The sequence below is a fragment of the Candidatus Neomicrothrix sp. genome, from assembly GCF_035329545.1.
GTDB lineage: Bacteria > Actinomycetota > Acidimicrobiia > Acidimicrobiales > Microtrichaceae > Microthrix > Microthrix subdominans.
Map to the genome: position 1 here is coordinate 1 of NZ_DAOLGP010000048.1, position 21,696 is coordinate 21,696.

At 63.4% G+C, this 21,696-nt stretch carries 23 protein-coding genes and 3 pseudogenes; 13 read left to right on the top strand and 13 right to left on the bottom strand.

The window, feature by feature from the left end:
* From PKD89_RS17930 to PKD89_RS20005, 3 genes and pseudogenes are all read left to right on the top strand, one after another.
* Positions 1–229: pseudogene (locus PKD89_RS17930) on the top strand (IS3 family transposase); the annotation flags it as partial.
* Between the two features lie 1,035 nt (positions 230–1,264).
* Positions 1,265–2,059 carry a phytanoyl-CoA dioxygenase family protein gene (locus PKD89_RS17935; protein WP_289010429.1) on the top strand — a complete coding sequence of 265 codons (795 nt, stop codon included), beginning with the start codon at positions 1,265–1,267 and terminating at the stop codon, positions 2,057–2,059.
* A gap of 191 nt (positions 2,060–2,250) precedes the next feature.
* Positions 2,251–2,892, top strand: coding sequence for a phytanoyl-CoA dioxygenase family protein (locus tag PKD89_RS20005; protein ID WP_162143666.1), 642 nt, complete (start codon positions 2,251–2,253; stop codon positions 2,890–2,892).
* On the opposite strand, the gene PKD89_RS17940 is transcribed toward PKD89_RS20005, so the two are convergent.
* The 10 genes and pseudogenes from PKD89_RS17940 to PKD89_RS17985 all read right to left on the bottom strand — a co-directional run bounded on the left by PKD89_RS17940 (position 2,889) and on the right by PKD89_RS17985 (position 11,299).
* A complete protein-coding gene (locus tag PKD89_RS17940) occupies positions 2,889–3,695 on the bottom strand; it encodes a phytanoyl-CoA dioxygenase family protein (RefSeq protein WP_012229185.1) in 807 nt (268 codons plus the stop codon). The genes PKD89_RS20005 and PKD89_RS17940 overlap by 4 nt on opposite strands.
* Positions 3,696–3,734: 39 nt before the next feature.
* Positions 3,735–4,199, bottom strand: coding sequence for a peroxiredoxin (locus tag PKD89_RS17945; protein WP_012229186.1), 465 nt, complete (start codon positions 4,197–4,199; stop codon positions 3,735–3,737).
* 181 nt (positions 4,200–4,380) lie between these two features.
* Positions 4,381–5,178, bottom strand: a pseudogene (locus tag PKD89_RS17950) (transposase); the annotation flags it as partial.
* Between the two features lie 132 nt (positions 5,179–5,310).
* On the bottom strand, positions 5,311–6,093 hold the full coding sequence (gene istB, locus PKD89_RS17955; protein WP_324332711.1) for an IS21-like element helper ATPase IstB: 783 nt from the start codon (positions 6,091–6,093) through the stop codon (positions 5,311–5,313).
* Positions 6,084–6,371 carry a hypothetical protein gene (locus PKD89_RS17960; RefSeq protein WP_012229189.1) on the bottom strand — a complete coding sequence of 96 codons (288 nt, stop codon included), beginning with the start codon at positions 6,369–6,371 and terminating at the stop codon, positions 6,084–6,086. The genes istB and PKD89_RS17960 overlap by 10 nt, the downstream gene beginning before the upstream one ends.
* Positions 6,368–7,507: an IS21 family transposase gene (locus tag PKD89_RS17965; protein ID WP_012229190.1), complete on the bottom strand. Its 1,140-nt coding sequence runs from the start codon at positions 7,505–7,507 to the stop codon at positions 6,368–6,370. The genes PKD89_RS17960 and PKD89_RS17965 overlap by 4 nt, the downstream gene beginning before the upstream one ends.
* Positions 7,508–7,623: 116 nt before the next feature.
* Positions 7,624–8,613 carry a tyrosine-type recombinase/integrase gene (locus PKD89_RS17970; protein ID WP_289010431.1) on the bottom strand — a complete coding sequence of 330 codons (990 nt, stop codon included), beginning with the start codon at positions 8,611–8,613 and terminating at the stop codon, positions 7,624–7,626.
* Positions 8,610–9,545, bottom strand: coding sequence for a tyrosine-type recombinase/integrase (locus PKD89_RS17975; protein WP_287374494.1), 936 nt, complete (start codon positions 9,543–9,545; stop codon positions 8,610–8,612). Before PKD89_RS17975 ends, PKD89_RS17970 begins: the two co-directional genes overlap by 4 nt.
* A complete protein-coding gene (locus PKD89_RS17980) occupies positions 9,545–10,732 on the bottom strand; it encodes a tyrosine-type recombinase/integrase (RefSeq protein ID WP_020378014.1) in 1,188 nt (395 codons plus the stop codon). The genes PKD89_RS17975 and PKD89_RS17980 overlap by 1 nt, the downstream gene beginning before the upstream one ends.
* Positions 10,733–10,816: 84 nt before the next feature.
* The gene (locus PKD89_RS17985) at positions 10,817–11,299 is read right to left on the bottom strand and encodes a hypothetical protein (RefSeq protein ID WP_287374496.1); all 483 of its coding nucleotides are present in this window, start codon (positions 11,297–11,299) and stop codon (positions 10,817–10,819) included.
* 195 nt (positions 11,300–11,494) lie between these two features.
* Here PKD89_RS17985 and PKD89_RS17990 point away from each other — a divergent pair, with 195 nt between their 5' ends.
* The 9 genes and pseudogenes from PKD89_RS17990 (at position 11,495) to PKD89_RS18040 (ending at position 17,747) form a co-directional block, all read left to right on the top strand.
* Entirely contained in the window at positions 11,495–12,151 is a 657-nt protein-coding gene (locus tag PKD89_RS17990; protein WP_289010432.1) for a hypothetical protein, read from the top strand.
* 21 nt (positions 12,152–12,172) lie between these two features.
* On the top strand, positions 12,173–12,511 hold the full coding sequence (locus PKD89_RS17995; RefSeq protein WP_289010433.1) for a hypothetical protein: 339 nt from the start codon (positions 12,173–12,175) through the stop codon (positions 12,509–12,511).
* A 69-nt stretch (positions 12,512–12,580) separates the two neighbouring features.
* Positions 12,581–13,288: a hypothetical protein gene (locus PKD89_RS18000; protein ID WP_289010434.1), complete on the top strand. Its 708-nt coding sequence runs from the start codon at positions 12,581–12,583 to the stop codon at positions 13,286–13,288.
* 4 nt (positions 13,289–13,292) lie between these two features.
* A complete protein-coding gene (locus PKD89_RS18005) occupies positions 13,293–14,468 on the top strand; it encodes a hypothetical protein (RefSeq protein ID WP_289010435.1) in 1,176 nt (391 codons plus the stop codon).
* 217 nt (positions 14,469–14,685) lie between these two features.
* Positions 14,686–15,844: pseudogene (locus PKD89_RS19865) on the top strand (lipid-transfer protein).
* Positions 15,845–15,858: 14 nt separating this feature from the next.
* Positions 15,859–16,047 (top strand): AMP-binding protein, encoded by a 189-nt coding sequence (locus PKD89_RS18025; protein WP_012229155.1) that lies wholly within the window; start codon positions 15,859–15,861, stop codon positions 16,045–16,047.
* 309 nt (positions 16,048–16,356) lie between these two features.
* The gene (locus PKD89_RS18030) at positions 16,357–16,860 is read left to right on the top strand and encodes a hypothetical protein (protein ID WP_289010438.1); all 504 of its coding nucleotides are present in this window, start codon (positions 16,357–16,359) and stop codon (positions 16,858–16,860) included.
* Positions 16,861–17,129: 269 nt separating this feature from the next.
* Entirely contained in the window at positions 17,130–17,369 is a 240-nt protein-coding gene (locus tag PKD89_RS18035) for a ribbon-helix-helix protein, CopG family (protein WP_012229152.1), read from the top strand.
* A 30-nt stretch (positions 17,370–17,399) separates the two neighbouring features.
* Positions 17,400–17,747: a PIN domain-containing protein gene (locus PKD89_RS18040; protein ID WP_289010445.1), complete on the top strand. Its 348-nt coding sequence runs from the start codon at positions 17,400–17,402 to the stop codon at positions 17,745–17,747.
* A 187-nt stretch (positions 17,748–17,934) separates the two neighbouring features.
* Here PKD89_RS18040 and PKD89_RS18045 read toward each other — a convergent pair whose 3' ends face one another.
* From PKD89_RS18045 to PKD89_RS18055, 3 genes are all read right to left on the bottom strand, one after another.
* Complete coding sequence (locus PKD89_RS18045) at positions 17,935–18,483, bottom strand: DUF2442 domain-containing protein (RefSeq protein ID WP_289010439.1); 549 nt, start codon at positions 18,481–18,483, stop codon at positions 17,935–17,937.
* 273 nt (positions 18,484–18,756) lie between these two features.
* Positions 18,757–20,052: an ATP-binding protein gene (locus PKD89_RS18050; protein ID WP_289010440.1), complete on the bottom strand. Its 1,296-nt coding sequence runs from the start codon at positions 20,050–20,052 to the stop codon at positions 18,757–18,759.
* Between the two features lie 231 nt (positions 20,053–20,283).
* Positions 20,284–20,811, bottom strand: a complete 528-nt coding sequence (locus PKD89_RS18055) for a nucleotidyltransferase domain-containing protein (RefSeq protein ID WP_287374512.1) — start codon at positions 20,809–20,811, stop codon at positions 20,284–20,286.
* A 112-nt stretch (positions 20,812–20,923) separates the two neighbouring features.
* Between PKD89_RS18055 and PKD89_RS18060 the strand changes: the two genes are divergently transcribed.
* Positions 20,924–21,136 carry an AMP-binding enzyme gene (locus tag PKD89_RS18060; protein ID WP_287393847.1) on the top strand — a complete coding sequence of 71 codons (213 nt, stop codon included), beginning with the start codon at positions 20,924–20,926 and terminating at the stop codon, positions 21,134–21,136.
* Positions 21,137–21,696: the final 560 nt, after the last annotated feature.

Below are 21,696 nucleotides of genomic sequence, written 5' to 3' on the forward strand. Positions count from 1 at the left end.
CCGGGAAGGGATCGAACGTCACCAGTTGGAGGTCCATTCGGATCGGGGCGCCCAGATGACCTCGGGGACGCTCGCCGAGCTGTACGACACTCTCGGTGTGCGCCGGTCGTTGTCACGACCGCGGGTGTCCAACGACAACCCCCACGCGGAGGCTGCGTTCAAAACGTTGAAGTACCGGCCGGACTGGCCCACAACGTTTGAGACGCTCGCGGATGCTTACCCCTGCTGATCGTCACAGCGGGCACGGTCAACGGATCGACATCGCCCGTCAGGCCGTCCTTGATGCCGCCTTCCAGGCGCACCCGGAGCGGTTCCCCAACGGGCGGCCACACCCGCCCCACCAGCCCGAACGGGTGTGGATCAACCCAACCGAACTACACACCCGCTGAACCACCCAACCGACAACCAAGAAAACCGGCAATCAACTATTGACAGGCTCGGAACCGCCCCAAAGATGAACGGCCAACAATCAAACGTCACAAGCCCAGACTGTCATTAAACACCGGTGGATCCAGGTTGTAGGAAGCGAGAATGCGGCCATCGATGGGCCGGGTGGGGACGTGTCCGTTAACCGGCCAATGGCGAGGTACCCTATCCACAGGCCGCAGCACCTCGATTGGCCAATTCAACAGGCATTATCCGACCCGCCAGGGCCTCCAACCTTCGATTGGCCGGATAACCTTATGACAATGCTATGACCAAGTCGTTCTTTGCGTCTTTGAAGAAAGAGTACAGGCATCACATTGTCTTTCCCGTTTACTCTCCCGCGAAAACGGCTCCGCAGTCCAAATCCCGAATAGCGTCGCGGGGAAACACCCCACGCAGGAAGTGCAAAAAAGGTGCCCAGAACGGGCGAGCGGGTTGTCGATCACGAACCGCACGAACGACCGGAACGCAACCAAGAACACCACGAGGTTGGCGATTGCCGCAGCAGTCAGAGCCGCAACCCCATCAGCACCGTTCACCGTGCCAGCAACCCCAGGGGTCACCGTATACGGCAAAATGAACGCGTGAGGCGCATCGCTCGCGGGCGGTCGGCGGATTCGGTGTCGGGTGGGAATGCTGGAGCGGGTGTTCACCCGACATCTTGTGGATGAGGCGATCGAAGGGTTCGGCCGGCGGGAGAAACGGGTGCGTGCGCTCCCGGACCATGGACGGGGGAACCTTCAGACCGATCCACAGGGGGAAGCTCAGTCAGCCATTCTTGATGGGTTATGATACGTCTTGCGACAGGGGAGGGATTTTGGTCCAGGCAGAATATCGGATGTGGGACTCGTTTAAAGGTTACCCACGGCGCACGGCCCAAGCGGACATGAAGGCGTCGCAGTTCGAACGGATTCGAGACGATGGCATACTGGTGGTCGACGGGTTCATTTCCGGCGAGATCGCCGAGCAGTTCGCATTGGCGATCGAACGGCTGGCCGAACTGGAACTCGGTAAGGGCGGCGCTCGACCTGTGAGCGGGAACGGGTATTACGTACGAAACTTGATTGAGAAGGATCGCGTGTTTCATCCGCTGCTGAGGTCCAAAGCGATTGGGATCGCGCGCATGCTACTTGGCCCAAGAGTTTCAATGCGAGTGGATTCACGAATTGCATTCGCGGGTATTGGCGGCGCTGGCGTGCCGTGGCACATCCATTTCCCCGGGGTTTCAGAACCGAGTCCGCCGTGGTTTAGCCCGCCACACAGCTTACATTGCCTCATTTACCTTGACGATGTCGGTCCAGATGAGGGGGCTTTACGGGTTATCCCCTGCTCATACACCAAGCCGTTTCTACGGCCTGAAGAAATCGATGAGGGGAGCGCCGTCTCAATACTGCCACGTCGCGGCGACTGCGTGTTCATGCACGGCAACACCTGGCACCGTACCGATGCATCCAGCGAGCATGCTAAGCAACGTACGCTCATGTTTCTCGGCTTTACCGCCGCATGGGTCCAAGGTGATTCCAACGCCGGAGGTCAGCCCCGATCAGGCGTCGTCCCCTATGTCGATCCCTCCACATCCTGGGAAGGCGACCCCGAAGAGCTTGATGAGCTACTCGCCCGCTTTCGGTGGTGATTCTGCGTGAGTTCTGAGCCCCGAACGTGATCAGGAGTGAGCTGGCTGAGAATGGCTACGCTGTCGGGCCGCAGCTCGATGCTCAACAGCTTGCGAAGGGCCGCTCCTTCTTTTCCGAATTGGTTAGCGGGCCCTGGCCAGTTGGGTTCGTCTCAACTGCGCGTGATGGTCCGGCAGAGGAGCGAAATCGGGTGTCCAGAGTCGTGCGTGAACTCGTTCGCCCGGTTCTCAGCGCATCGCTCGGTTCAGTCCAGATATTCCTGGCCGCGATCCTCAATAAGAGTCCCGGAACTGGAACGCTGACATTACACCAAGACCTGACTTACACCAACGAACCGATTTCACGTTCCTACACTTGCTGGATTCCTTTGGTTGACCCTGAACCGTCGAACGGCGCGATCCGAGTCGTGGACGGCTCTCACTGTTGGACGACAGGTATCCGTCCCGCAGGTCCTGGGGCGGCCCAACAAGCGAGCGGGATCATGGCTGAAATCGAAGCCCGAGCCACTACCCCAGAACTCCGGGCAGGCGATCTATTGATTTGGGATAACGCACTCTTTCATGGTTCGTGGGCCAACAAGTCATCTCTGCACCGTCCGGCTCTAGCAGCCACGTTCACTGATCCGGACGCTGAGCTCAGGCTTCACTGGGCTCAGTCGACTACTTTGCTGCAGGCGTACAAACTTGACGAGCATTACTTGACCGACCCTCATCCGTTTCGTGCTCCGCCGAAGTCTGGCATTCGGCTGACTCCTTGGGGTCCACCAGCAGCCGCGTTGGAAGAGCTTCCACACAAGGGAGCCTGCACTGTTCCGCATCAGCGCAAATCCTAGGAACCCTGGTCCCGGCTCGTCTCCAGCGCAAGGGCGTCGAGCGGCGCACACCGGTCTACATGACCATGGATGCCTTCGTACGGGACGAAGCCACAGAGGTCCAGCAACCGGGGAGAGAAACTCGCAGTGACTGTGAGCGGCACACCTAAGTGGAGGTTCTCCACCGGCCGAATGAATCCGGCGCAATACGACACCGTAAGCGCCTTTCGAACAGCAGCGCTGCGATTGGCGCCAGCTCCGTGGTGGCATGCCCCATCAAACACGAGTACTGAGCCCTGCGGGACTTGGATAGGTCGGCTGCCGGCCCGCCCAGCGGAGTCCGTCCATCGCAGCCGCTCCGGCAGAAGGTGACTTCTTGGGACGATTGTGGTCGTTCCGTTCAGCTCGGTCATATCATCAAGCGCCCAGACTGTGGTGCAGACGGTAGGGAAATCGGGATGCCTTGCTACACGTATGGCTTGGTCGTCCGAATGAAGGGGTTGGGCATCTTCGCCTGGTGCGACATAGAGCGATGAGATTGATGAGAGAAGTAGGCCTCGCCCTAGGAAACGCTCGACCAACCCCAAGACTTCTGGGTTGACGGGCAGGTCTTCGAAGATCCGGTTCTTGGCGAGGAGGTTCAGAACCTTGCGGTTGTCGTATCCTTCGAAGTGATTTCCCGGCAGCGGCCGCTCCCGATCGAGCAGATGGTTAGTCACTGCAACCAACCGATCTCGAAGAACCGGGCCGAAGACGTTCTCCAAGACGACGTAGCCATAGGTCCGCAGTTCGCCCAAGAGCTCCTCTATCTGCTGGATCTGCACCGGCGAGCACCTTCCTCTGACGAGCACCCAGCAGGGACGTCACTCATTCGGATCACAGTCCCCCATCGCCTCAAGATCGTCTAAAACCATTTCGGCGAAGTACCCCGGGGCTTCGACCACATAGGCACGGCGCACTCGTCCCGAGCTATCGACCAGGTGGGCGATCCTCGACGGAGCTCCGAGTTCAGCGTCGAATGCGCCGACACGATGAGCGAGGACGCCTTTCGGGTCAGACAACAGGGTAAATGGCAACTTATACTTGGAAGCAAATGCCGCGTTATCTTCTGGTAGATCGAAGGAAACACCCAGCACGACACAATCCAATTCCTCAAACGCTTCGATCTGGTCTCTAAGACCCTGCGCTTGGGCCGTGCATCCCGGCGTATCAGCCTTCGGATACCAATAAATGAGGTACCAGCTACCGTGCTTGTAGTCGGAGGTAACCTCCTTCCCGTGATGACCAATAAGCCGGAACTCTGGGAAGATATCGTTGACGTCGAGCACGCATGGATTGTTGCACCCTCAACGCCGCACGGCAACTGCTGGGGGGTCGATGCGTCCCAGGGGCTGACGCAGGCTATCGGGCCTGAATGAGTGGGCCGGCGTTCAGCGCCGTCGTGCAGGACTTGAACGGCACCGGTCCAAGATCTCACGCTAAGCTTGCGTTTAAACCTTGATATTGGGTTCAGGCTGCTCGTTTGATGGGTGGGTGTCGGGGTCGGGGGCCGGTTCGGGTGCCTTTGGGGCGTCCGGGTCCTGGTGTTTGGCTTTTTGGTGGTCTGGCTGGGTTGATGAGTGCGGGGCGGAGACGCCGAAAGTCGCGTCTGGTTCTGGCTGGGGTGAGTTTGTTGGGTGGTTGGGGTTTCTCCCAGGGGAGCCGGTGGTCCTCGGCGAGGGGTTTGGCGAGCCGGAGTTGGGTGTAGTCGGCGGCGATCATTTGGGTCCACCGGTCGGCTTGTTCGCGTGTGCAGACCGAGGGTGTGGTCCATCCGAGGGTGTTCTTGATGAACCGGAAGGTGTGTTCGATGTCGAAGCGGCGGAGGTAGGCGCGGGCTGCGAGGTCGATGTCGACCTGGTGGGGGCTTGTTGCCCAGAGCCACAAGGTTTTGTTGTTGCTGGCAACGTTTTTGGGGAGGTGGTCGACTGAGACGCTGATGACGGTCCCGGCGATGATGGGTGGCTGGTCGAAGTCGGCCCAGCGGGATCCCTTCTTTCGGCCAAGTTTGGGGTGGAGGCCGTCCCAGGCGTTGATGGTGATGGTGCCGTAGCGGTTGTCGTGGGTGGTGTGGGTGCGGTCGGGCTCGGGCCAGGTGTCGGGGTTGGCGCATTCGTGGCGGGTGCCGTGGCGGCGGGGCCGGCCTTTGGTGTGGGGTTCGGGGGCGGGTGGGTTGTTGTAGAACACGCGGTCTGATCGGATCCGGACAACGATGTGTGCGTTGGTGTCGGCGAGGTGGTGGGTGAGCGCGATGGGGTCATAGCCCGCGTCGAGGACAAACTGTCAATGGCCATGAGGATTTCCCTGTTGGTGGCCAGGTGGTTTCCCTGTGGGCGGTCGGGTGAGGTCCCCGTGGGCGGCCATGGGGATTCCCCAGGGACGGCCGGGTGTTTCCCCGGGTTATTTGGTCAGGGGCTCCACCCCCTTTCCGTTGAGTGCGTCTTCGAGTCGGATCGATTCGCCTTGGGTGACGATGACGTGGGCGTGGTGGAGTAGCCGGTCAACGAGGGGGCTGGCGAGGGTTTCGTCCATGAGCTGGTCAAAGCCTGAGGGGTGAAGGTTTGAGCTGACAGCGACACTGGTGTTCTCGTATGCGGCGTCGATCAGCCGGTAGAGGCCTTCTGCTGCGTCGACGGAAACGGGAAGTAGCCCGATGTCATCAACGACGATCAGGTCGGCTTTCAGGACCGGTTTGATTGCTTTGGTGATGGTGTCATCGATGCGGTGTGAGCGGACGAGCGCGCCGAGGTCTTCGATGTTGAACCAGCGGACGTTGCGGCCGTGGTCGACAGCAGATTGTCCGAGTGCTTCGCAGAGGTGGGATTTGCCGGTGCCTGACGGCCCGCAGATCACGAGGTTCTCGTGCCGGTCAACCCATTCGAGGCTTTGGAGGGCGTTCTGGGTTGGGACCGGAACCGAGGACCGTTCGGCCTGCCAGGCGTCGAATGTTTTCCCGGCTGGGAACCGGGCGGTTTTGCGGTGCGCTTCGATGGTGGACCGGTTCCGTCCTTCGGCTTCTGCTTGGAGGAGGACCCGGAGTGTTTCGGCTGGGTCCCAGCGTTGGGCTTTCGCGGTGAGGAGCACGTCGGGGGATTGTTCTCGGATGTAACGCAGCCGGAGACGGCGGCACAGGGCGGTGATCTCGTCGGTGACCGCTTGTGGGATTGGGCCGTTCATGACCATCTCCTGTGTGTTGTTCTGACCGTCACGGCCGGCGGGTTCAGCCGCTCGACCCAGTTGTCGAGGACTCTGAAGACAGCGTCGAGGTCGCCGAGCCCGTCGGGTCCGCCCAGGTTGAGGGTCATGCCGACGTGGAGGCCCATGTTCTGGAAGCCCGCGTGTCCGTCGGCGATCCAGCCGGCGATGCCGGCGAGGAGCCCGCCGAGCTCGGCGGCATCGGCCGCCTCGAGAACAATCTGATCTCCGTCGGGTGTGGACGATGTCGATGATGGTCCCCTCATGGCTGGCCCCCGTTCCCGTTCCCGTTGCCGTTGGGGTTGGGGTTGGGGTTGTTGGGGCGGTGGTCGCTTTGGGGTTGACCGAGTTGTGACCAGGCTCTGGTGCCGTTCTGTAGCGAGTGGGCGGGGTTGGCCCGCCGGGGTTCTGCTCTGGTGGTGGTCAGGATCGAGTTGAGGTCGTCGATCCCGAACCGGCCTGCTGTGCCGGCGAGACCGAGGGCCTCGTCAACGCGTGTGCGGTCCGTTGCTGCGCACAACTCGACTGCTTGGGCCATCGTCGGTTCGATCTGGCGTGCCCCGACAGTGGCGGCCTCAACCAGCCATGTTTTGGCGCCCTCGCCGATGGCGAGGAACGCTTCCTCGTGCCGGTTCCTCGCCTTCGGTTGCCGGTCGGTCGGGTCTTTGCGTTCCGGATAGTGAGCATCAACGATCGACGCCTGCCCGGCGTGAACGACCAGGTGTCGTGCGACCTCGGTTGGCCCGTCGTCGCCAACGTGGACGATCACGAGCTCATCGCCAGACAGGCGCACCCACACCCGGCTGTCGCAGAGGGAGTGGGGGACCGAATAGCGGGCCCCACGGAACTGGATCGTCGAGGACCACGACACGCTCCTCGATTCACCAAACGCGACCGTGTAGGGCTCATCGGGGATCCGATGCAACCGGGCCTGTTCCTCGGCCAACATGTCGACCGGACGGCGGCGGGTCACCGAGTGGGCACGATTGTTGACCTTGTCCATGAACGCCTCACACGCCGCCTCCAAGGCCTCCCACGAGTCGTATTCGTCGCGGAGGTTCGCATCAGAGGGAACCAGATCGGCCTTCGCGATCTTGACGGTCGCTTCCGAACCGCCCTTCGATTCGGGATCGAAGGGGACACATGTCGCGATCGTGACCCCGTAATACACAGCCGCTGAGACGATCTTCGGGTTCCGGACGGGCAACGCCGCGATATGACGTTCCGTCACTGTCTTTTCGTTGTCGGTCAACGCATAGGTCGGAGCACCACCGAGCCGTCGGAACGACCGGTCCAACGCCGCGATCACCGTGCCCAAACGCTTGTCACGCAGCGGGAACACCAGCCGGAACCGGCACCACGCCAACCAGCCACAAAACAGGACGGACTTCTCACCGCACACCAGCGGCCCGTCACCGTAATCCCACTGGAACCAATATGTGGCCCCCGCGGTTATGTGGAGCGGGCCGTCTGGGTTGCTGGCGGGTGGCGGTGAACGGCTTGAGGGAGTCCACATAGTCACAGGGATTCGAGGAACGCGAGGAGCGGGTCCGGGGGCTGGTAGCGGCCGTCGGGTGTGTTCGGTGGGGTGGTGCGGTCGAGAGCTTGTTCTTTCAGGCGGAGGTCGGCGTGGAGGTAGATCTGGGTGGTGCGTATGTCTTCGTGGCCGAGCCAGAGGGCGATGACGGCAAGGTCGACGCCGGCTTGGAGGAGTCCCATGGCGCAGGTGTGACGAAGCGTGTGTGGGGTGATGTTCTTGGCTGCCAGCGACGGGCAGTTGGTGGTGGCGGTGGTGATGTGACGGTCAAGGACCCGACGGATGGCGTCACGGGTGAGCGCTTTGCCGGCCGGGCCGGTGAAGAGTGGGTCCGACGGTGTGCCGGGGTGTTCGTCGAGCCAGTGCCCGATGAGTTGTCGGGTGGGTTCGTTGAGCGGGGTGATGCGGTCTTTGCGTCCTTTGCCGTGGCAGCGAACGTGGGCTCCGGTGCCGAGTTCGATGTCACCGCGGGTGAGTCCGACGAGTTCGGAGACACGTAGCCCTGTTTGGATGTCCAGGGCGAGGACGGCGCGGTCGCGTCGGCCGAGCCGGGTGCTGGGGTCGGGGGCGTCGAGGAGGGCCTGGATCTCGTCTTTGGTGAGGAACGTGACGATGGCCCGCTCGGTCCGTTTGGGTGGGATGGACAGCACACGGCTGATGGTCGCCCCGTGTTCGGGGTGGCGGTATGAGGCGAACTGGAACAGCGACCGGATGGCGGTCAGCCGGGCGTTGCGGGTCCGGATGCCCACTCCGCGTTCGGTCTCGAGGTGGGTGAGGAACCCGCCGATGACGGTGGCGTCGAGGTCGGCGAGGTCCAGATCGCAGGGTTGGGTGCCGAGCGTGTCGTGGGTGAAGACCACCAGCATCCGGAACGTGTCGCGGTAGGCGGCGATCGTGTTCGGGCTCACATGTCGTTGGTTGATGAGGCGGTCGGTGAAGAACTCCTCCAGCAGCGGGGCGAGCCGGGTCATGGCCGGGTCTCCTGGTTTTGGTCGCGCCGTTGGGCTGCGAGGGCCATCAGTTCGGGGGCGGCATGGAGATACCAGTAGGTGTTGGCGGGCTCGACGTGACCGAGGTAGGTGGACAGCAGCGGCAACCGGCGGTTCACATCGAGCCCGGCGCGATACCAGCCGAGCAGGGTCCGCACAGCGAAGCTGTGGCGGAGATCGTGTGCCCTCGGAGGCCGGCTGGTGCCCGTATTCCACAGACCGACCTCACGGATGAGGGACCCGATGTTGGCGCCGACCCGGCCCGGGATCAGACGGGTGCCGGTGCTGGACACGAAGAAGCTCGGCCCTGTTGGCTTCGCCCTCGCGGCCAGCAGAACATCTCGTCGTCGGGCGTAGCCCTCGAGTGCGGTCATGGTGGTTGGGTGCAGAGGGATCTGGCGGGACTTGCCGAACTTGGTGTTACGAATGGTGAGCAGAGCGTGGTCCCAGTCGATGTCAGCCCGGTCCAGCCCGGCGGTCTCCCCGACGCGCATCCCGGAGACCGATAACAGGCCGATGAGGGTCTGGTAAGTGTCCGCCCGCAGACCGGCGGTGAGCTGCCCGGCCGCTTCGAGGAGGGCGTCGAGGTCCGCTTCGGTGAACAGATACGGGGTGATCCGACGTCGGCCAGGCGGCATGAGTCCGGTTGGGGGCACCTCGGTGGCGGGGTCAAAGGCGCTCAGGTAGCGGGTGAAACCCCGGACGATGCAGAGCCGTTCGTTCCACCAGACCGGGTTGGTATCCACGGGCAGGCGTGCCCATCTCACCGCGAGGTCGATGGTCACCCGCTCGGCTTGTTCGACAGCGAGGAACTCGACGAACTGTCCGAGCAGTCGGCCCTGCTCAACGAGCTTGTAGCCCAGTGCCCGGCGGGTTCGCAGGTAGTCGTCGGCCATGGCGGCGAAGTCGGCCATCACGCCACCACCTTCGAGGGCCAGGGCAGGGCCAGTTCCCGCAGAGCCAAATGGTCGACCTTGGCGTAGATCGCAGTGGTCGAAATGCTGTGGTGGCGCAGAACCTGGGCAACCTCGGGCAAGCTCGCACCGGCCCGCAGCAACTCGGTTGCTGCGGTGTGGCGGAGCCGGTGCGGACCGACCGGTTCGATACCGGCGCGGATGCACGCGTCACGGACCACCTGGGCGACCCCGCTCGGTTGGAGCCCGCGGATGGGAGCGTGTGCCCTCAGAAACACAGCCCGCTGGGCGCTCTGTGGGCGACCCCGCTTCAGGTAGCCGGCCACCGCGTCGCCGACATCGGAGGGTAACGGCAGACGTTCCACATGGCCGCCCTTGCCCCCGATGAGGATCTCACCGGCCCGCCACCCAAGATCATCAAGGGTCAAAGCGGCGACCTCTCCGGCTCGCAGACCGAGCCGGACCAACAACACCAAAATCGCGTGGTCCCGTCGTCCCCTGCTTCGACGGCGATCGCAACTGCCCAACAAACGTTGCACCTCCTCCGGTGACAGGCCCTTGGGCAGCGCGGTGCCGGTCAATCCCGCCGCAGACGGCACCGCACCGGCCAAACCCACCGGCACCAAACCCGCGACGTGAGCGAACCCCAAGAACGACCGCAGACCGGTCATGGTCAACTTCGCCCGCCCAACGCTGTAGGTCGGACACACCTCCGTGGCAAACGCGACAACATCGCCGGCGGTCAACCCGGCCAGCTCACAGCGACCCCGGTCCTGGAGCCAAGACAAGAACGCGGTCGACACCCACACGTAGGTGCGGATCGCGCCCGGGGTCAGACCGCGTTCGAACTCCAGGAAGTGGCCGAACGCCTTGATGGTCTCCTCGGACGCCGTCACCGGAACCGGTGGCACCTCGAACCCGACAGCACCGGCGTCCCGCAAATAGTCGAGGAACGACCCAAGGGTCGCCACCGTCGGCTGGAACCAACCGCCACCGGCCCTGAGATCGGTGAGGAACTCCTCGACGACCGCCCCGCACAGATCCCCGACATCAAGACCGCGGTGGTCCATCCAGATGCTGAGTCGCCCCACCAACCCAACCAGCACCCCCATCGACTTTGGCTTGTAGCCCAGCTCAACCAGCCAGGCCCGATATCCGTTCTCGTGTTCGGCAAGCGGACCGCTCACCGGAATCGATCGTCTCTTGGCCATCTTCGTCTCCTCTCGGGAACCAACCGAGAAAGACTCCCCCGACCCGCCGAGCCACCGCAGTCAGACCGCGACTATGTGGACTCCCTCAAGCCGTTCACCGCCACCCGCCAGCAACCCAGACGGCCCGCTCCACATAACCGCGGGGGCCACATATTGGTTCCTATGTGGAACTCCACATAGGAACCACAACCCCGGCTCGGGAATCCACGGCCGATACGACCGATGATTCTTGTGCCGCCACACCGCTTTCACACGCTTCACAACCCGACGGGTTGTCCGTTCCGAACCGTCGTAGCCCAACGCCTCCAATTTCTCGTGGACGACATTGCCGCGGATCGTCCCCTTCGACCGGTCCACCCACCCCTCAACATGATCGATGAACGGATCGACCACCGTTTCCCGGGCCGGGGCGGCCCGAACCGTCACGTCCAAACCGGCTTCTCTCGCTTTCACATAACGACGCACCGTGTGGTGATCCACACCACACAACTGCGCTGCTGACCGGTATGAACCGGTCAAGTCATAGGCCTCAAGGACCTCCATGATCTTCTCCTTTGACAACATGAGCGTGTTCCTCCTGGTGCTCGGCATCGATAGGTCAGCGCCATCGATCCAAGCCCAGGAGGAACACCAACAAACGGATACCGGCCACCCACGGGCCAAACCCGTGGCCACACATGGGGACAAACCATGACCGCACCCGGGGAACCCCTACCGGCCACCTACGGGGAGCATCTCATGTCCGTTGACACCCCGGTCACGTCCGACTACCATGAATCCCACATAGACCTCGGAAGGATGGGGATCGAGATGACTGACATGGACGGTACTAGGAGCGAGGCTGCTCCGGCTGAGAGCCATGGACTTTCGGGCCGGCGGGCCGCCGTCAAGAAGCTTGCGCTGGGTGCCGGGGTGGCCGGTGCCGTTTGGGCAGCGCCGGCGATCAACGGCACCTCGGTTGTACCGGCGGTGGCAGGCGCTCAAACAACCCTGCCCCCCATCATCGAAGGCGGCCCTACATCTGGTTTGTGCGCAGAAAAGACCTCTGGCTGCTATTCGGGTGCAGGTGGAAATGACCAGTTTCAGGCCACCTTTGGGAGTGGAGGCGTCTGGAACTTTTTCTTCCAAGGATGCAGCGCGCTTAGCACCGAATCGGTTGCCCTAGCGGGCATCCTGGGTCCGAACTTAGCGAATGCTTATGAGCCACCGCCCGGCTACAAGTGCAAGATGATCTTGCATAATGGTAACAGTGGCGACCAGATTTATGATACGGGTTATGTGAGTAATCCGATCAACGGCATCGCCGACACCGGCGGCTTCGTGTTCATCGGAACTGCTGATTTCCCGGACGGTCAGAACAAAGTGTGCGTCGTCATTCAGTGCGATCCGGTATAATCCGGCTGCAGAACTGACCTTATGACGGCCGAAGCTCTCGATCGACGGTCCTCCCCAGAAATGCATCCGGCTGCGGCATTGCTGCGGCTGGCTTCAGGCCAGGCCGTGGCCTGGACGCCATGGTCGGCGCCGGTACAGCTGGACGAGCGCTCCAACATGGTCCTTGGCCTGCTGGATGGCGAGGTGACGCTAGCCTGGTTGGCCGACGAGTTCTCGGTTGCATTTGATGCGGACAGGGAGCTCGTCCTCACCGACCTGATCGCAACAGCGCAGTCGTTTGGCCGTCACGGCCTGCTCCTCGACGGTGGGCGGCTCGAAACCCGTCCGCTCTCGCTGCTTGGCCATGACCCCAACCCTTGAGCTGCGGAACGGCTCCGCCTGGTCGAGGCGGAAATTCTGACCTTCAGGTCGGGTGATCGGCTGCGTTCCATGTCGATCACCGACACTGCGCTGGCTGACTCGATGAGACAGCGGTTGGGAGACCGGCTGACGCACTTCACCGGTTCGCTCGACGACGCACCGCTTGAGCTGATGGCGGTCAGCCCGGTTGAGGCTCCTGGCAGCACCTCGCGCGGCTTTTGGCACCTGTACACGGTCCATGGCCGAACTGTGGCCCGCTCGACCGATGCCCAGGTGATCACCTCACGCCTGGAACAGTGTCTTGCAACACTCGAAACGGCTGACACGTCCCCGGTCCAGCCCTGGCTCGATGCCATCACCGTGACCAGCCGCGACATCACCCACATCGTCGACGCCCACGTGCTCGCATCCCCCGCCGAATTGATGCGAACAATTCGGCGGGGATCCCTCGAATTCGATGAAGCGATGTTTACGGACCTCCAAACGTTTATCGAAACTCCGGCTCGCAAACGCTATGTGCACGTTATTGAACCAGACTCTGAAACTGTCGGGGACAGCACGGTCGATCCAGCGCCGCTGAGCGAGGCGGAGGTGGCCTGGAAGTTGGCACAGATGGCGTGGCGCGCCGCCGTTCGTCTGTGGCCGGCCGAGGCGGACCCCACGAAGCACTCCCAGGCCGTTCTGGACTCGATCCATGCAGCGCTGAAGAACGTCGACGGTGGATGGCGGCATCGGTCCGGCGCATCGCTGACGGCATGGCTCATCGGGAATGGGTGACGCGGTGGCACCCGTCGGAGCCCATTCACCGGATCTGAGGCTCAACGGCTTGCTGTCGCAGCTCTTTGAGCAGTCCGACTGGATCGGCGAACCGATCAAGCTGGATTGGTCGGACGGTCGGGACAGCAACGAAGCACTCAACAGCAGCGTTGGATCCCAGTTGGTCGATTGGGGCGTCGGGAAGTTCGGTCAACAGCCGACTGAACTACACGAGGCCTTCGTGCTGATTGTGCAACGTCAGATTCGGCTGGCGCTGGAAGATGATCCTCACCGGCTACACCTGCACGGGGCCCTGATCGGAGACGTAGACGAGCGGCGCCGCCGTGTGCTCATGCTTGGTGCCAGCGGAGCCGGAAAGTCCACGATGGCGGCTCAGCTGGTGCACCTCGGGATTGGGTACGCCACCGATGAGATGTTGGCGGTGGATGCGGATTGCAGCGTCGAGGCGGTTCGCAAGCCCCTAAAGCTGCGCCAAGGGGCAAAGGCGCACTACCCCTACCTCGAGACTCTGGTGGATCCCCTCCTGAGAGGGGTTGCGGGAGATGTTCCAATCGCACCGAATGCCGAGCTGTGGCTCGACGAGGGCAGTACGCACCTCAGCGACATCGTCGTGCTGAGCCGCCACGATGCCGGGCCGGGCTGCCCAGAGCCATGCCCAGAGCTTCAACGGGTACCAGCGGTGACCATGACCCGCCGCATGGCCGAGAACGCGTTCGACTTCTCCCGGTTTGGTGTCGGGCGATCGTTGCTCAACCTCGCCAGATTGGCGGCGAGCACTCAGTGTTGGGAGTTGAGCTACTGCGACTCTCAAAGGTCGGCACCCATGCTGGCTGGTCTCGTGGGACACAGGCGGTCCAAGCCCGGGAGCAGACGGTCTGCCCCACCGTCCACCTCCGCCCGAACGAGTCCCGTACCACCTGAACCGATCGTGTTGGTTGGAGATGGCTCGGTCGGTGCGGTTGGCGGATCGCTGGTTGGGCTGCGAGTGGGCGATGCGGGACTCGTCTGTCGGCCAGACCCTCCCGAACACGTTCTGGTCGAGCTCAACGACCAAGCATTCGACGTCTGGCAGTTGGGTCGGCTGGGACTGACCCCCGGCGAGATCTCCAGCAAGACGGGTCTACCGCCGGACACGGTGCTGGCCTGCCTGTCCACCCTGCGAGAGTCCGACTTGTTGTAGGGGCTGATCGGAGTCTCCCGACCCGCCGGGCAACAACGATGGGCCGGGCGACGGGGAGGCTCCTGATCCGGGGACGGGTTGGGGTTTCGACCCGACTCGACACGAGCGTTGTGTGCACGTGATCGACGACATGGCGGGCGACACGGTCGCTAACGTCGGGCCAGGGGGAACAACACTGAGCAAACACAACGAGCGGGTCTTCGTGATCGGCGTCGGGATGTCCAAGTTCGAGAAGCCCGGAGCGCGCGAGGGCTGGGACTACCCGCAGATGGTGAAGGAGTCGGGCACCAAAGCGCTCGAGGACGCCGGCATCGGCTACGACCGGATCGAGCAGGTCCATGCCGGCTACGTGTACGGCGACTCCACCTGCGGTGAGCGGGCGGTCTACGAGCTGGGCATGACCGGCATCCCGATCACCAACGTCAACAACAACTGCTCCACCGGGTCGACCGCCCTCTACCTGAGCGCCGAGGCGATCCGCGGCGGCCCGCCGACTGCGTGATGGCGGTGGGCTTCGAGAAGATGGAGAAAGGCTCGTTGAAGATCGGCGCGGAGGACCGCGAGCAGCCGCTGATGAAGCACATGATGGCGCTGGGCGAACTGTACGAGTTCGCTATGCCGCCCGCGCCCTACATGTTCGGCGCCGCGGGCCGGGAACACATGGAGAAGTACGGCTCGACACCGGAGCACTTCGCCAAGATCGGCGAGAAGAACCACCGGCATTCGGCCAACAACCCGTACGCCCAGTTCCAGGACGTCTACACGCTCCAGGAGATCCTCGACGCCAAGATGGTGTACCCGCCGCTCACCCGGCTGCAGTGCTCCCCCACCTCCGACGGCTCCGGCGCAGCGGTGCTGGCCAGCGAGGAGTTTGTCGAGGCAAACGGCCTGGCCAGCCAGGCGGTCGAGATCGTCGGGCAGACCATCGTCACCGACCTGGCCAGCACGTTCACCTCCGGCACCGCCGCCGCCCTCGTCGGCTACGACATGACCAAGGAGGCCGGCCGTCAGGTGTTCGAGCAGGCCGCCTGGGCATCGACGACTTTCAGGTGATCGAGCTGCACGACTGTTTCTCGACCAACGAACTGCTCACCTACGAGGCGTTCGGCCTGGCCGCTGGGGGCGAAGGCCACAAGCTGATCGACACCAACGACACCACCTATGGCGGCCGCTGGGTGGTCAACCCCTCCGGCGGGCTGATCTCCAAAGGCCACCCGCTGGGCGCCACGGGCCTGGCACAGTGCTCCGAGCTGGTTTGGCAGCTGCGCGGCACCGCGGATGCCTGCCAGGTCGACGACGTTTCCGCCGCCCTGCAACACAACATCGGCCTGGGCGGCGCCGCCGTCGTCACCGCCTACCAGCGCGCCGACCGCTGACAAGGAGCCACACCATGCCCACGATCGACAGCACCCTGCGCTCCACCGTTCGGCGCATCCCCGACGCCGAAGCGCTCAAGTTCGGCGATATCGACTTGACCTACGCCCAACTCGATGAGGCCGTCGACCGCGCCGCCCGTGCCCTGGCAGGCCTCGGCCTGAACAAGGGCGACCGGGTGGCGTTGATGTCGACGATGCGTTGATCCTCTACACGACGGGGGCGACCGGCAAACCGAAGGGTGCCCTGTTCGACCACCACCGCATCATGTGGGTGGGCGTCAACGTCATCGCCACCTGCGGCATGCGAGTGGAGGCAGTCCTCCATTTGTCGCACGACCGTCGTGGCGTACCCCCGGTCGGGATCGGTCGACCTCACCAGCGTGCTCGAGCCGGTCTGCGCTTTCCTCAGCGGTTGACACGTCCGACCGCCAGAGCCCAGCTCAGCTTGGCTTGACCGTCACTGCCCGTTCGTATGGTGAATCAACCCACCCAGCGATTCGGAGGCAGATGCCATGACGATGACCGAGCACGAACGGTACCATCTTCACCAGCAGCTCGAAGAAGTACTCGACGAGCGAGGAGCCAACACCATGATGGAACTGCTTCCACCCGTGGGATGGGCCGACGTCACCACCAAACGCGACCTCGACCAACTCGAAGAACGCATGGACCTGCGCTTTCAGAACGTGGACCTCCGATTCGACAACGTCGACTCGCGGCTGGACGAAATTTCCGAAATCACAGGTCTCCGTTTCAACCAGGCTACCGAGAACACGAATCTCCGCTTCAACCAGGCCGCCGACAGCACGAATCTATGTTTCGACCAGGCCGCCGAAAGCACAAACCTCCGCTTCAACCAGGCCGCCGAAAGCACAAACTTCCGCTTTGAGAAGGTCGAGAAACGAATCGACGCACAAGCCGACCGGATCATCAGCAAGCTTCTGACAATCCTGGTGCCCATCATCGCGGTAGCCGTAGCGTTCCTGGCCGCCATGTCGGTGTGGGGCCCAGCCTGATCACCGAGTCCACCGGCGGGCCACATCGACACGCGATGCCAGCGGCTCACGGTGGGGGCCACCTTGGTCTCGATCGCCACAACACGCCCGTCATCGCGCTCGACGATCAGGTCCATCTCATGGTCGCCATTGACAGTGTGTTCGGAGATGACCGCCGACGCTTCACGAACTGCAGCGGAACGACCGCCTCCACCTGGCCCCTCCACCCGCATCGAAGCGCAGGAGTTCCACCGGGGCTGGATGCCATTCCTGTGGGCTAACCTCCGCACATGCGTCTACACATAACATTGGACGACGAACTTGTCGAAGAGCTCGACCGTCGCGCCGGGACTCGCCAACGAAGCGCGTACATCGAAGCAGCGGTGCGCCAAACCCTCGACGACGAACGACGTTGGGACGATGTGGAATCGGCCCTCGGCTCCCTCGCCGATTCGGGGCACGCATGGGACGACGACCCGGCCACATGGGTGCGCGCACAACGTGAAGCCGACAGCCGACGGACCGGATAGTGGCCCGCCTACTCCTCGACTCGACCGCTCATCGACGCGCTTCGAGGGCGCCCGGCCGCCGACCGGGTCGCCGGCTTGCGACGCCTGGGAACTCAGCCGTGGGTGTGCGCCATCTCGGTCGAGGAGATCTGGCGTGGGCTCCACCCCGACGAGGAAACCCATGCGGTGAGGCTTTTTCGCGGCCTTCGATTGGCTCCGCTCGGCGTCCCCGAAGGCCGCCTCGCCGGAACCTGGCGCCGCGACTTTGCCGCAGCGGGAACCACACTGCACCAGGCCGACTGTCTCATCGCTGCGGCAGCAGTTGGGATCTCTGCTTCCCTGGCCACCGCAAACGGGCAGGACTTCCCCATGAGCGAGGTCCGGGTCGAAGCCTGGTAGCGCTGCTTCGCTTGGCATCGACTCGTTGAGACTCCTCACACCGTGTCACACAACCGCGTCATGTCCACCGAGTCCGTGCGAGCTGTCCTATGGCCGAGGGATCGGCCCCTGGTCGCCGTGCAGCAGCGATGCAGGACGAGGCTGAGCGGGCGCAAACGCACCTTCAAGATCCTCCCGGCGCCACTATCTAGGCCAGGACGGCCGCCTTGGCGGCCAGGTACAGACCAGCCGGAGAAAACTCCGCGCCATTCGAGAATCGAATCGTGCCGGACTCGGAATCGACCGTCACTTCGCAGAACGCCGGGTAGTCCTCCAGCAACCAGCCGAAGTCAGGTCCGGTCAGCCAATCCTCCAGGTCGATGACCTTCACCGATCCATCATCAAACGTCAGCTCGGTCACGTAACGAGACAGCACCCGCACATCGGTCACGTCGACCAGCACGTACTCGTCAGTGCCCATCATCCCATCCCCTTCTCCTCGGCCGTCGCCTCGATCCACCATTTCCTCCAGCGTACCTGGGAAGGCGTGGTCAAGGGTTGCATGGAATGCCATGGTCGCCAGCGAACGATGCGACGAGAGCAAATCTTGAACCTCTCGCAATACCTTCGGCGGCAACCGGCCAGCAAGCATCTGAGCCGGGGTGTCGTGTGACACCATTGCGTCACGTCCACCGAGTCCGTGCGAACCTTCCGCAACAACATCTCCGACATCATTGGCCGAGTGCAGCAGCAGCACGAACGGATGGTCATCACCAAGACGGCGCTCCGGCGGCTGTGCTGATCAGCCGCGAAGACCTGGACTCGATGGAGGAGGCGCTCCCGCGACACGGGCACTGCGGGAGCGGCCCCCCGAGGCGGTCGCGGCTGCGGCGATCGCATTCATCACGGGACCGTTGGCCGATAACCCCCAGCGAGTCGGGGGTCTCCTTCGTAGCTGGCGGGTCGATGGGGAGATCGCCACTGCCGCTCTCGGGCAGGTTGAGCGCCAATCAGCTGTCGGGACCAGTGCTCACGGGCCCAGCAGAGCCGCAGGCACCACCGCCACGCCGTCTTCGGGGCGGCGGTACGCATAGCGCCCCGACGTCACCACCACGGCGTCGAGCAGGTCGTCGCCCAACCGGTCACGAAGCCAGCGGAGGTGCACGGTGTCGTCCTGGCTCACGGTGGTCGCCAGCTTGGTCTCGATCGCCACAACGCGTCCATCATCGCGTTTTACGATCAGGTCCACCTCATGGTCGCCGCGGTGGGTTCGGAGATGTCCAACCGACGCTTCCGCGCGCTGCGCGTACGTGCGGACCCCCAGGGTGACCAGCGACTCGAACAACGCCCCCAGCAACGATCCGTCCTGTGGTCGAGGCACCGGCCCCTGGTCGCCGTGCAGCAGCGATGCAGGTCCGAGACCGAGCAGGGTTGTGGCCAGCGCCGGATCGGTCAGGTGGTGCTTGGGAGCGGCTGCGAGCTGACGCAGGTGGCTCTGGATGGGTTGCCAAGCCGGGAGCGGATCGAGGATGAACAGCCGTTCCAGCACGTTTCTGTACGGTTCGGTGGTGCTGCGGGCGGGCTTGTTGCCCTCCCCCGGCGTAGCCGCATCCCTGATCTTCTCGTAGGAGGCAACGCTTGAGGTCGCAGCGGCGTACGCAGCCATCCAACGCCGCAGCGCCGCCTCCTTTCGGACCCTGAGTCCCGCCTCCACCATGTCGCGATCCACCACGCGATCCACGTAACCGCGCAACTGCGCGCGCCGCACCCGATGTGGCAGTCCCCGAATGCCGGGAAAGCCCGAACCGCAGATCTCCTCGACGTACTCCGGCAGCCCAACCGATGTCTCGCCGGACACATCGGGTTGGGTGCCGGTCAGGATGGCGGCGAGGGAGACCGTCGGAGAACTCAGGCCACGTTCGGCGAGGCTGAGTGGGCGCATGCGCACCTTCAAGATCCTTCCGGCGCCGCTATGACTACCCGGGCTGAACGACGAAGCCGAGCCGGTGAGCAGAAACTGGCCCGGAGCCGCACCGGCGTCCACCGCCCGCCGGACCACATCCCAGGTCATCGGCAGGTGTTGCCACTCGTCGATCAGCGCCGGCCCGGTGCCCCGCAGAAGTTCCGGCGCGGCGGCCACCGCTTCACGAACTGCAGGATCCTCCATAAGAAAGGTCCTCGTGGCACGCTGCGCTGCCGTGGCGCTCTTGCCCACGCCCTTGGCACCCTCAAGGGAGATGGCGGCCGCTCCTGTGAACAGCTCGTCCAGCTCACCGTCGACGGTCCGGGGCAGGTAGTGCTCAGCAGCGAGGGAGTGCGAACTCACAGCACCTACGCTACAGTTTCGGCGCGTCCTACGCTACAGTTTCGGTGGGTTCTACGCTACAGTTCCGGCGTGTCCAGGCTACGACTTCTTCGGCGAGATCCAGCAGAACGAGCGCTATCCCCATCTCGCGAGACCGAAGCCGGCCGTGGCGGCATCTACAGCACGGGGGCCGAGTGAGCAGCGAATCGGGACTATCTCCGTTGCAGAACTTCTTTCTGCGTCGCAGCAGCACTACTTCGGTGCCAGGACTTCTTTCGCACCTGCAGCTGCGTTGAAGTGGCCAAAAGCAGCTCTGAACTCCGCCTCCGACAGGTCAACGATGGAGCACGGATTGCCCGTCCAGCTCCGGACGGCCTCCGTCAGTTCATCCACCTGGGCATCCCATTGATCTCCCCCATCTGCGGTATCCGGCCGGATCACGAAAAGATCAATATCGCTGGCGACCCCTCCGTCTCCCCGCGCAACCGAGCCGAAGAGCCATGCCCCACTCGGCGGGTACTCCCACCGACAGAGACGATCCTTCAATTGCGCAATCAGTTGACTCCGCATACCGGCCAGCGCCCGGATGCCGCTGGTCGCAAGGTGTTGCTCGTTGAGGGTGTAGAGCTTCGACGGAGGGTGATCCTCGACGAGGACGATGCCATGCTCCGCTAAATGCCGCAGGGCGAGGCTGGTTCCCTTTTGACTGAGCCGACCGTTCGAGAGGGCGGCCACCTTCCTTCCTGATAACGGCACGTACGTGCTCGCCAGTACTTCCAAGACGACCCCTCCTCACCATCTCATCGGCTGAGCGACCGGAACCGCTTCCGGCTCTGGCGGCATCTACAGCACGGCCGCCCAGGCGGAGGCCCGACCCGACGCCGACGGCTACATGACCCTCACCGACCGCATCAAGGACATGATCATCGCCGGTGGGCACAACGTGTACTCGATCGAAGTGGAGAACGCCCTGGCAGCGCACCCCGCCGCGACCGACTGCGCCATCGTGGCGAGGCCGCACCCCACCTACGGCGAGAGCATCGTCGCAATCGTCACCCCGGTCGAGGGTACAACGATCACCCTCCCCCAGGTTCAGGAGTTCTGACGGGAACGCCTCTCGCACTACAAGGTGCCCCACGACCTGATCGTCCGTCCGATCCCCCGCAACCCTTCCGGCAAGATCATGGAGCCCGTCATCCGCTCGGAGATGGCCGACGCCGACTGAGTGAGGAGCCAACGCTTCGCCAAGGTCGAGGAACGAATCGACGCCAGTGAACGGAATCTCTCCGAGATGGCCAGGGCCTGGGCAGAGTGAGTAGCGAATCGGGACTATCTCCGCTACAGAACTTCTGCCTGCGTGGCACCGGCAGCACTACTTCGGTGCCAGGACTTCTTCGCACCTGCAGCTGCGCTGAAGTGGCCAAGACCAACGCTTAACTCGGCCACCTGCAGAAACTCCTCTGCTTTGGCCAAGTGTGCGCGGGCCTCAGCGAGCGGGCTCATGCGTGGGCTGGTGCCGAGGAACGCCAAGGTCGCACTCCCCGATCAAATGGATACCGTCTCGGCGTACCTCGTCAACCAACCGTTCGCCGTTCGCATCCAACCGAGCAAACTCCGCCTCCGACAGGTCAACGATGGAGCACGGATTGCCCGTCCAGCTCCGGA

What these genes read in the sequence shown, in the direction of transcription:
- istB (WP_324332711.1), bottom strand. Translation starts at nt 6,093, where the DNA reads ATGGTCATGAACGGCCCAATCCCACAAGCGGTCACCGACGAGATCACC.
- PKD89_RS18000 (WP_289010434.1), top strand. Translation starts at nt 12,581, where the DNA reads ATGTCGATCACCGACACTGCGCTGGCTGACTCGATGAGACAGCGGTTG.
- PKD89_RS17985 (WP_287374496.1), bottom strand. Translation starts at nt 11,299, where the DNA reads ATGGAGGTCCTTGAGGCCTATGACTTGACCGGTTCATACCGGTCAGCA.
- PKD89_RS17960 (WP_012229189.1), bottom strand. Translation starts at nt 6,371, where the DNA reads ATGAGGGGACCATCATCGACATCGTCCACACCCGACGGAGATCAGATT.
- PKD89_RS18030 (WP_289010438.1), top strand. Translation starts at nt 16,357, where the DNA reads ATGACGATGACCGAGCACGAACGGTACCATCTTCACCAGCAGCTCGAA.
- PKD89_RS17975 (WP_287374494.1), bottom strand. Translation starts at nt 9,545, where the DNA reads ATGGCCGACTTCGCCGCCATGGCCGACGACTACCTGCGAACCCGCCGG.
- PKD89_RS17970 (WP_289010431.1), bottom strand. Translation starts at nt 8,613, where the DNA reads ATGACCCGGCTCGCCCCGCTGCTGGAGGAGTTCTTCACCGACCGCCTC.
- PKD89_RS18060 (WP_287393847.1), top strand. Translation starts at nt 20,924, where the DNA reads ATGACCCTCACCGACCGCATCAAGGACATGATCATCGCCGGTGGGCAC.
- PKD89_RS18035 (WP_012229152.1), top strand. Translation starts at nt 17,130, where the DNA reads ATGCGTCTACACATAACATTGGACGACGAACTTGTCGAAGAGCTCGAC.
- PKD89_RS17995 (WP_289010433.1), top strand. Translation starts at nt 12,173, where the DNA reads ATGACGGCCGAAGCTCTCGATCGACGGTCCTCCCCAGAAATGCATCCG.
- PKD89_RS18025 (WP_012229155.1), top strand. Translation starts at nt 15,859, where the DNA reads ATGCCCACGATCGACAGCACCCTGCGCTCCACCGTTCGGCGCATCCCC.
- PKD89_RS17935 (WP_289010429.1), top strand. Translation starts at nt 1,265, where the DNA reads ATGTGGGACTCGTTTAAAGGTTACCCACGGCGCACGGCCCAAGCGGAC.
- PKD89_RS17990 (WP_289010432.1), top strand. Translation starts at nt 11,495, where the DNA reads ATGTCCGTTGACACCCCGGTCACGTCCGACTACCATGAATCCCACATA.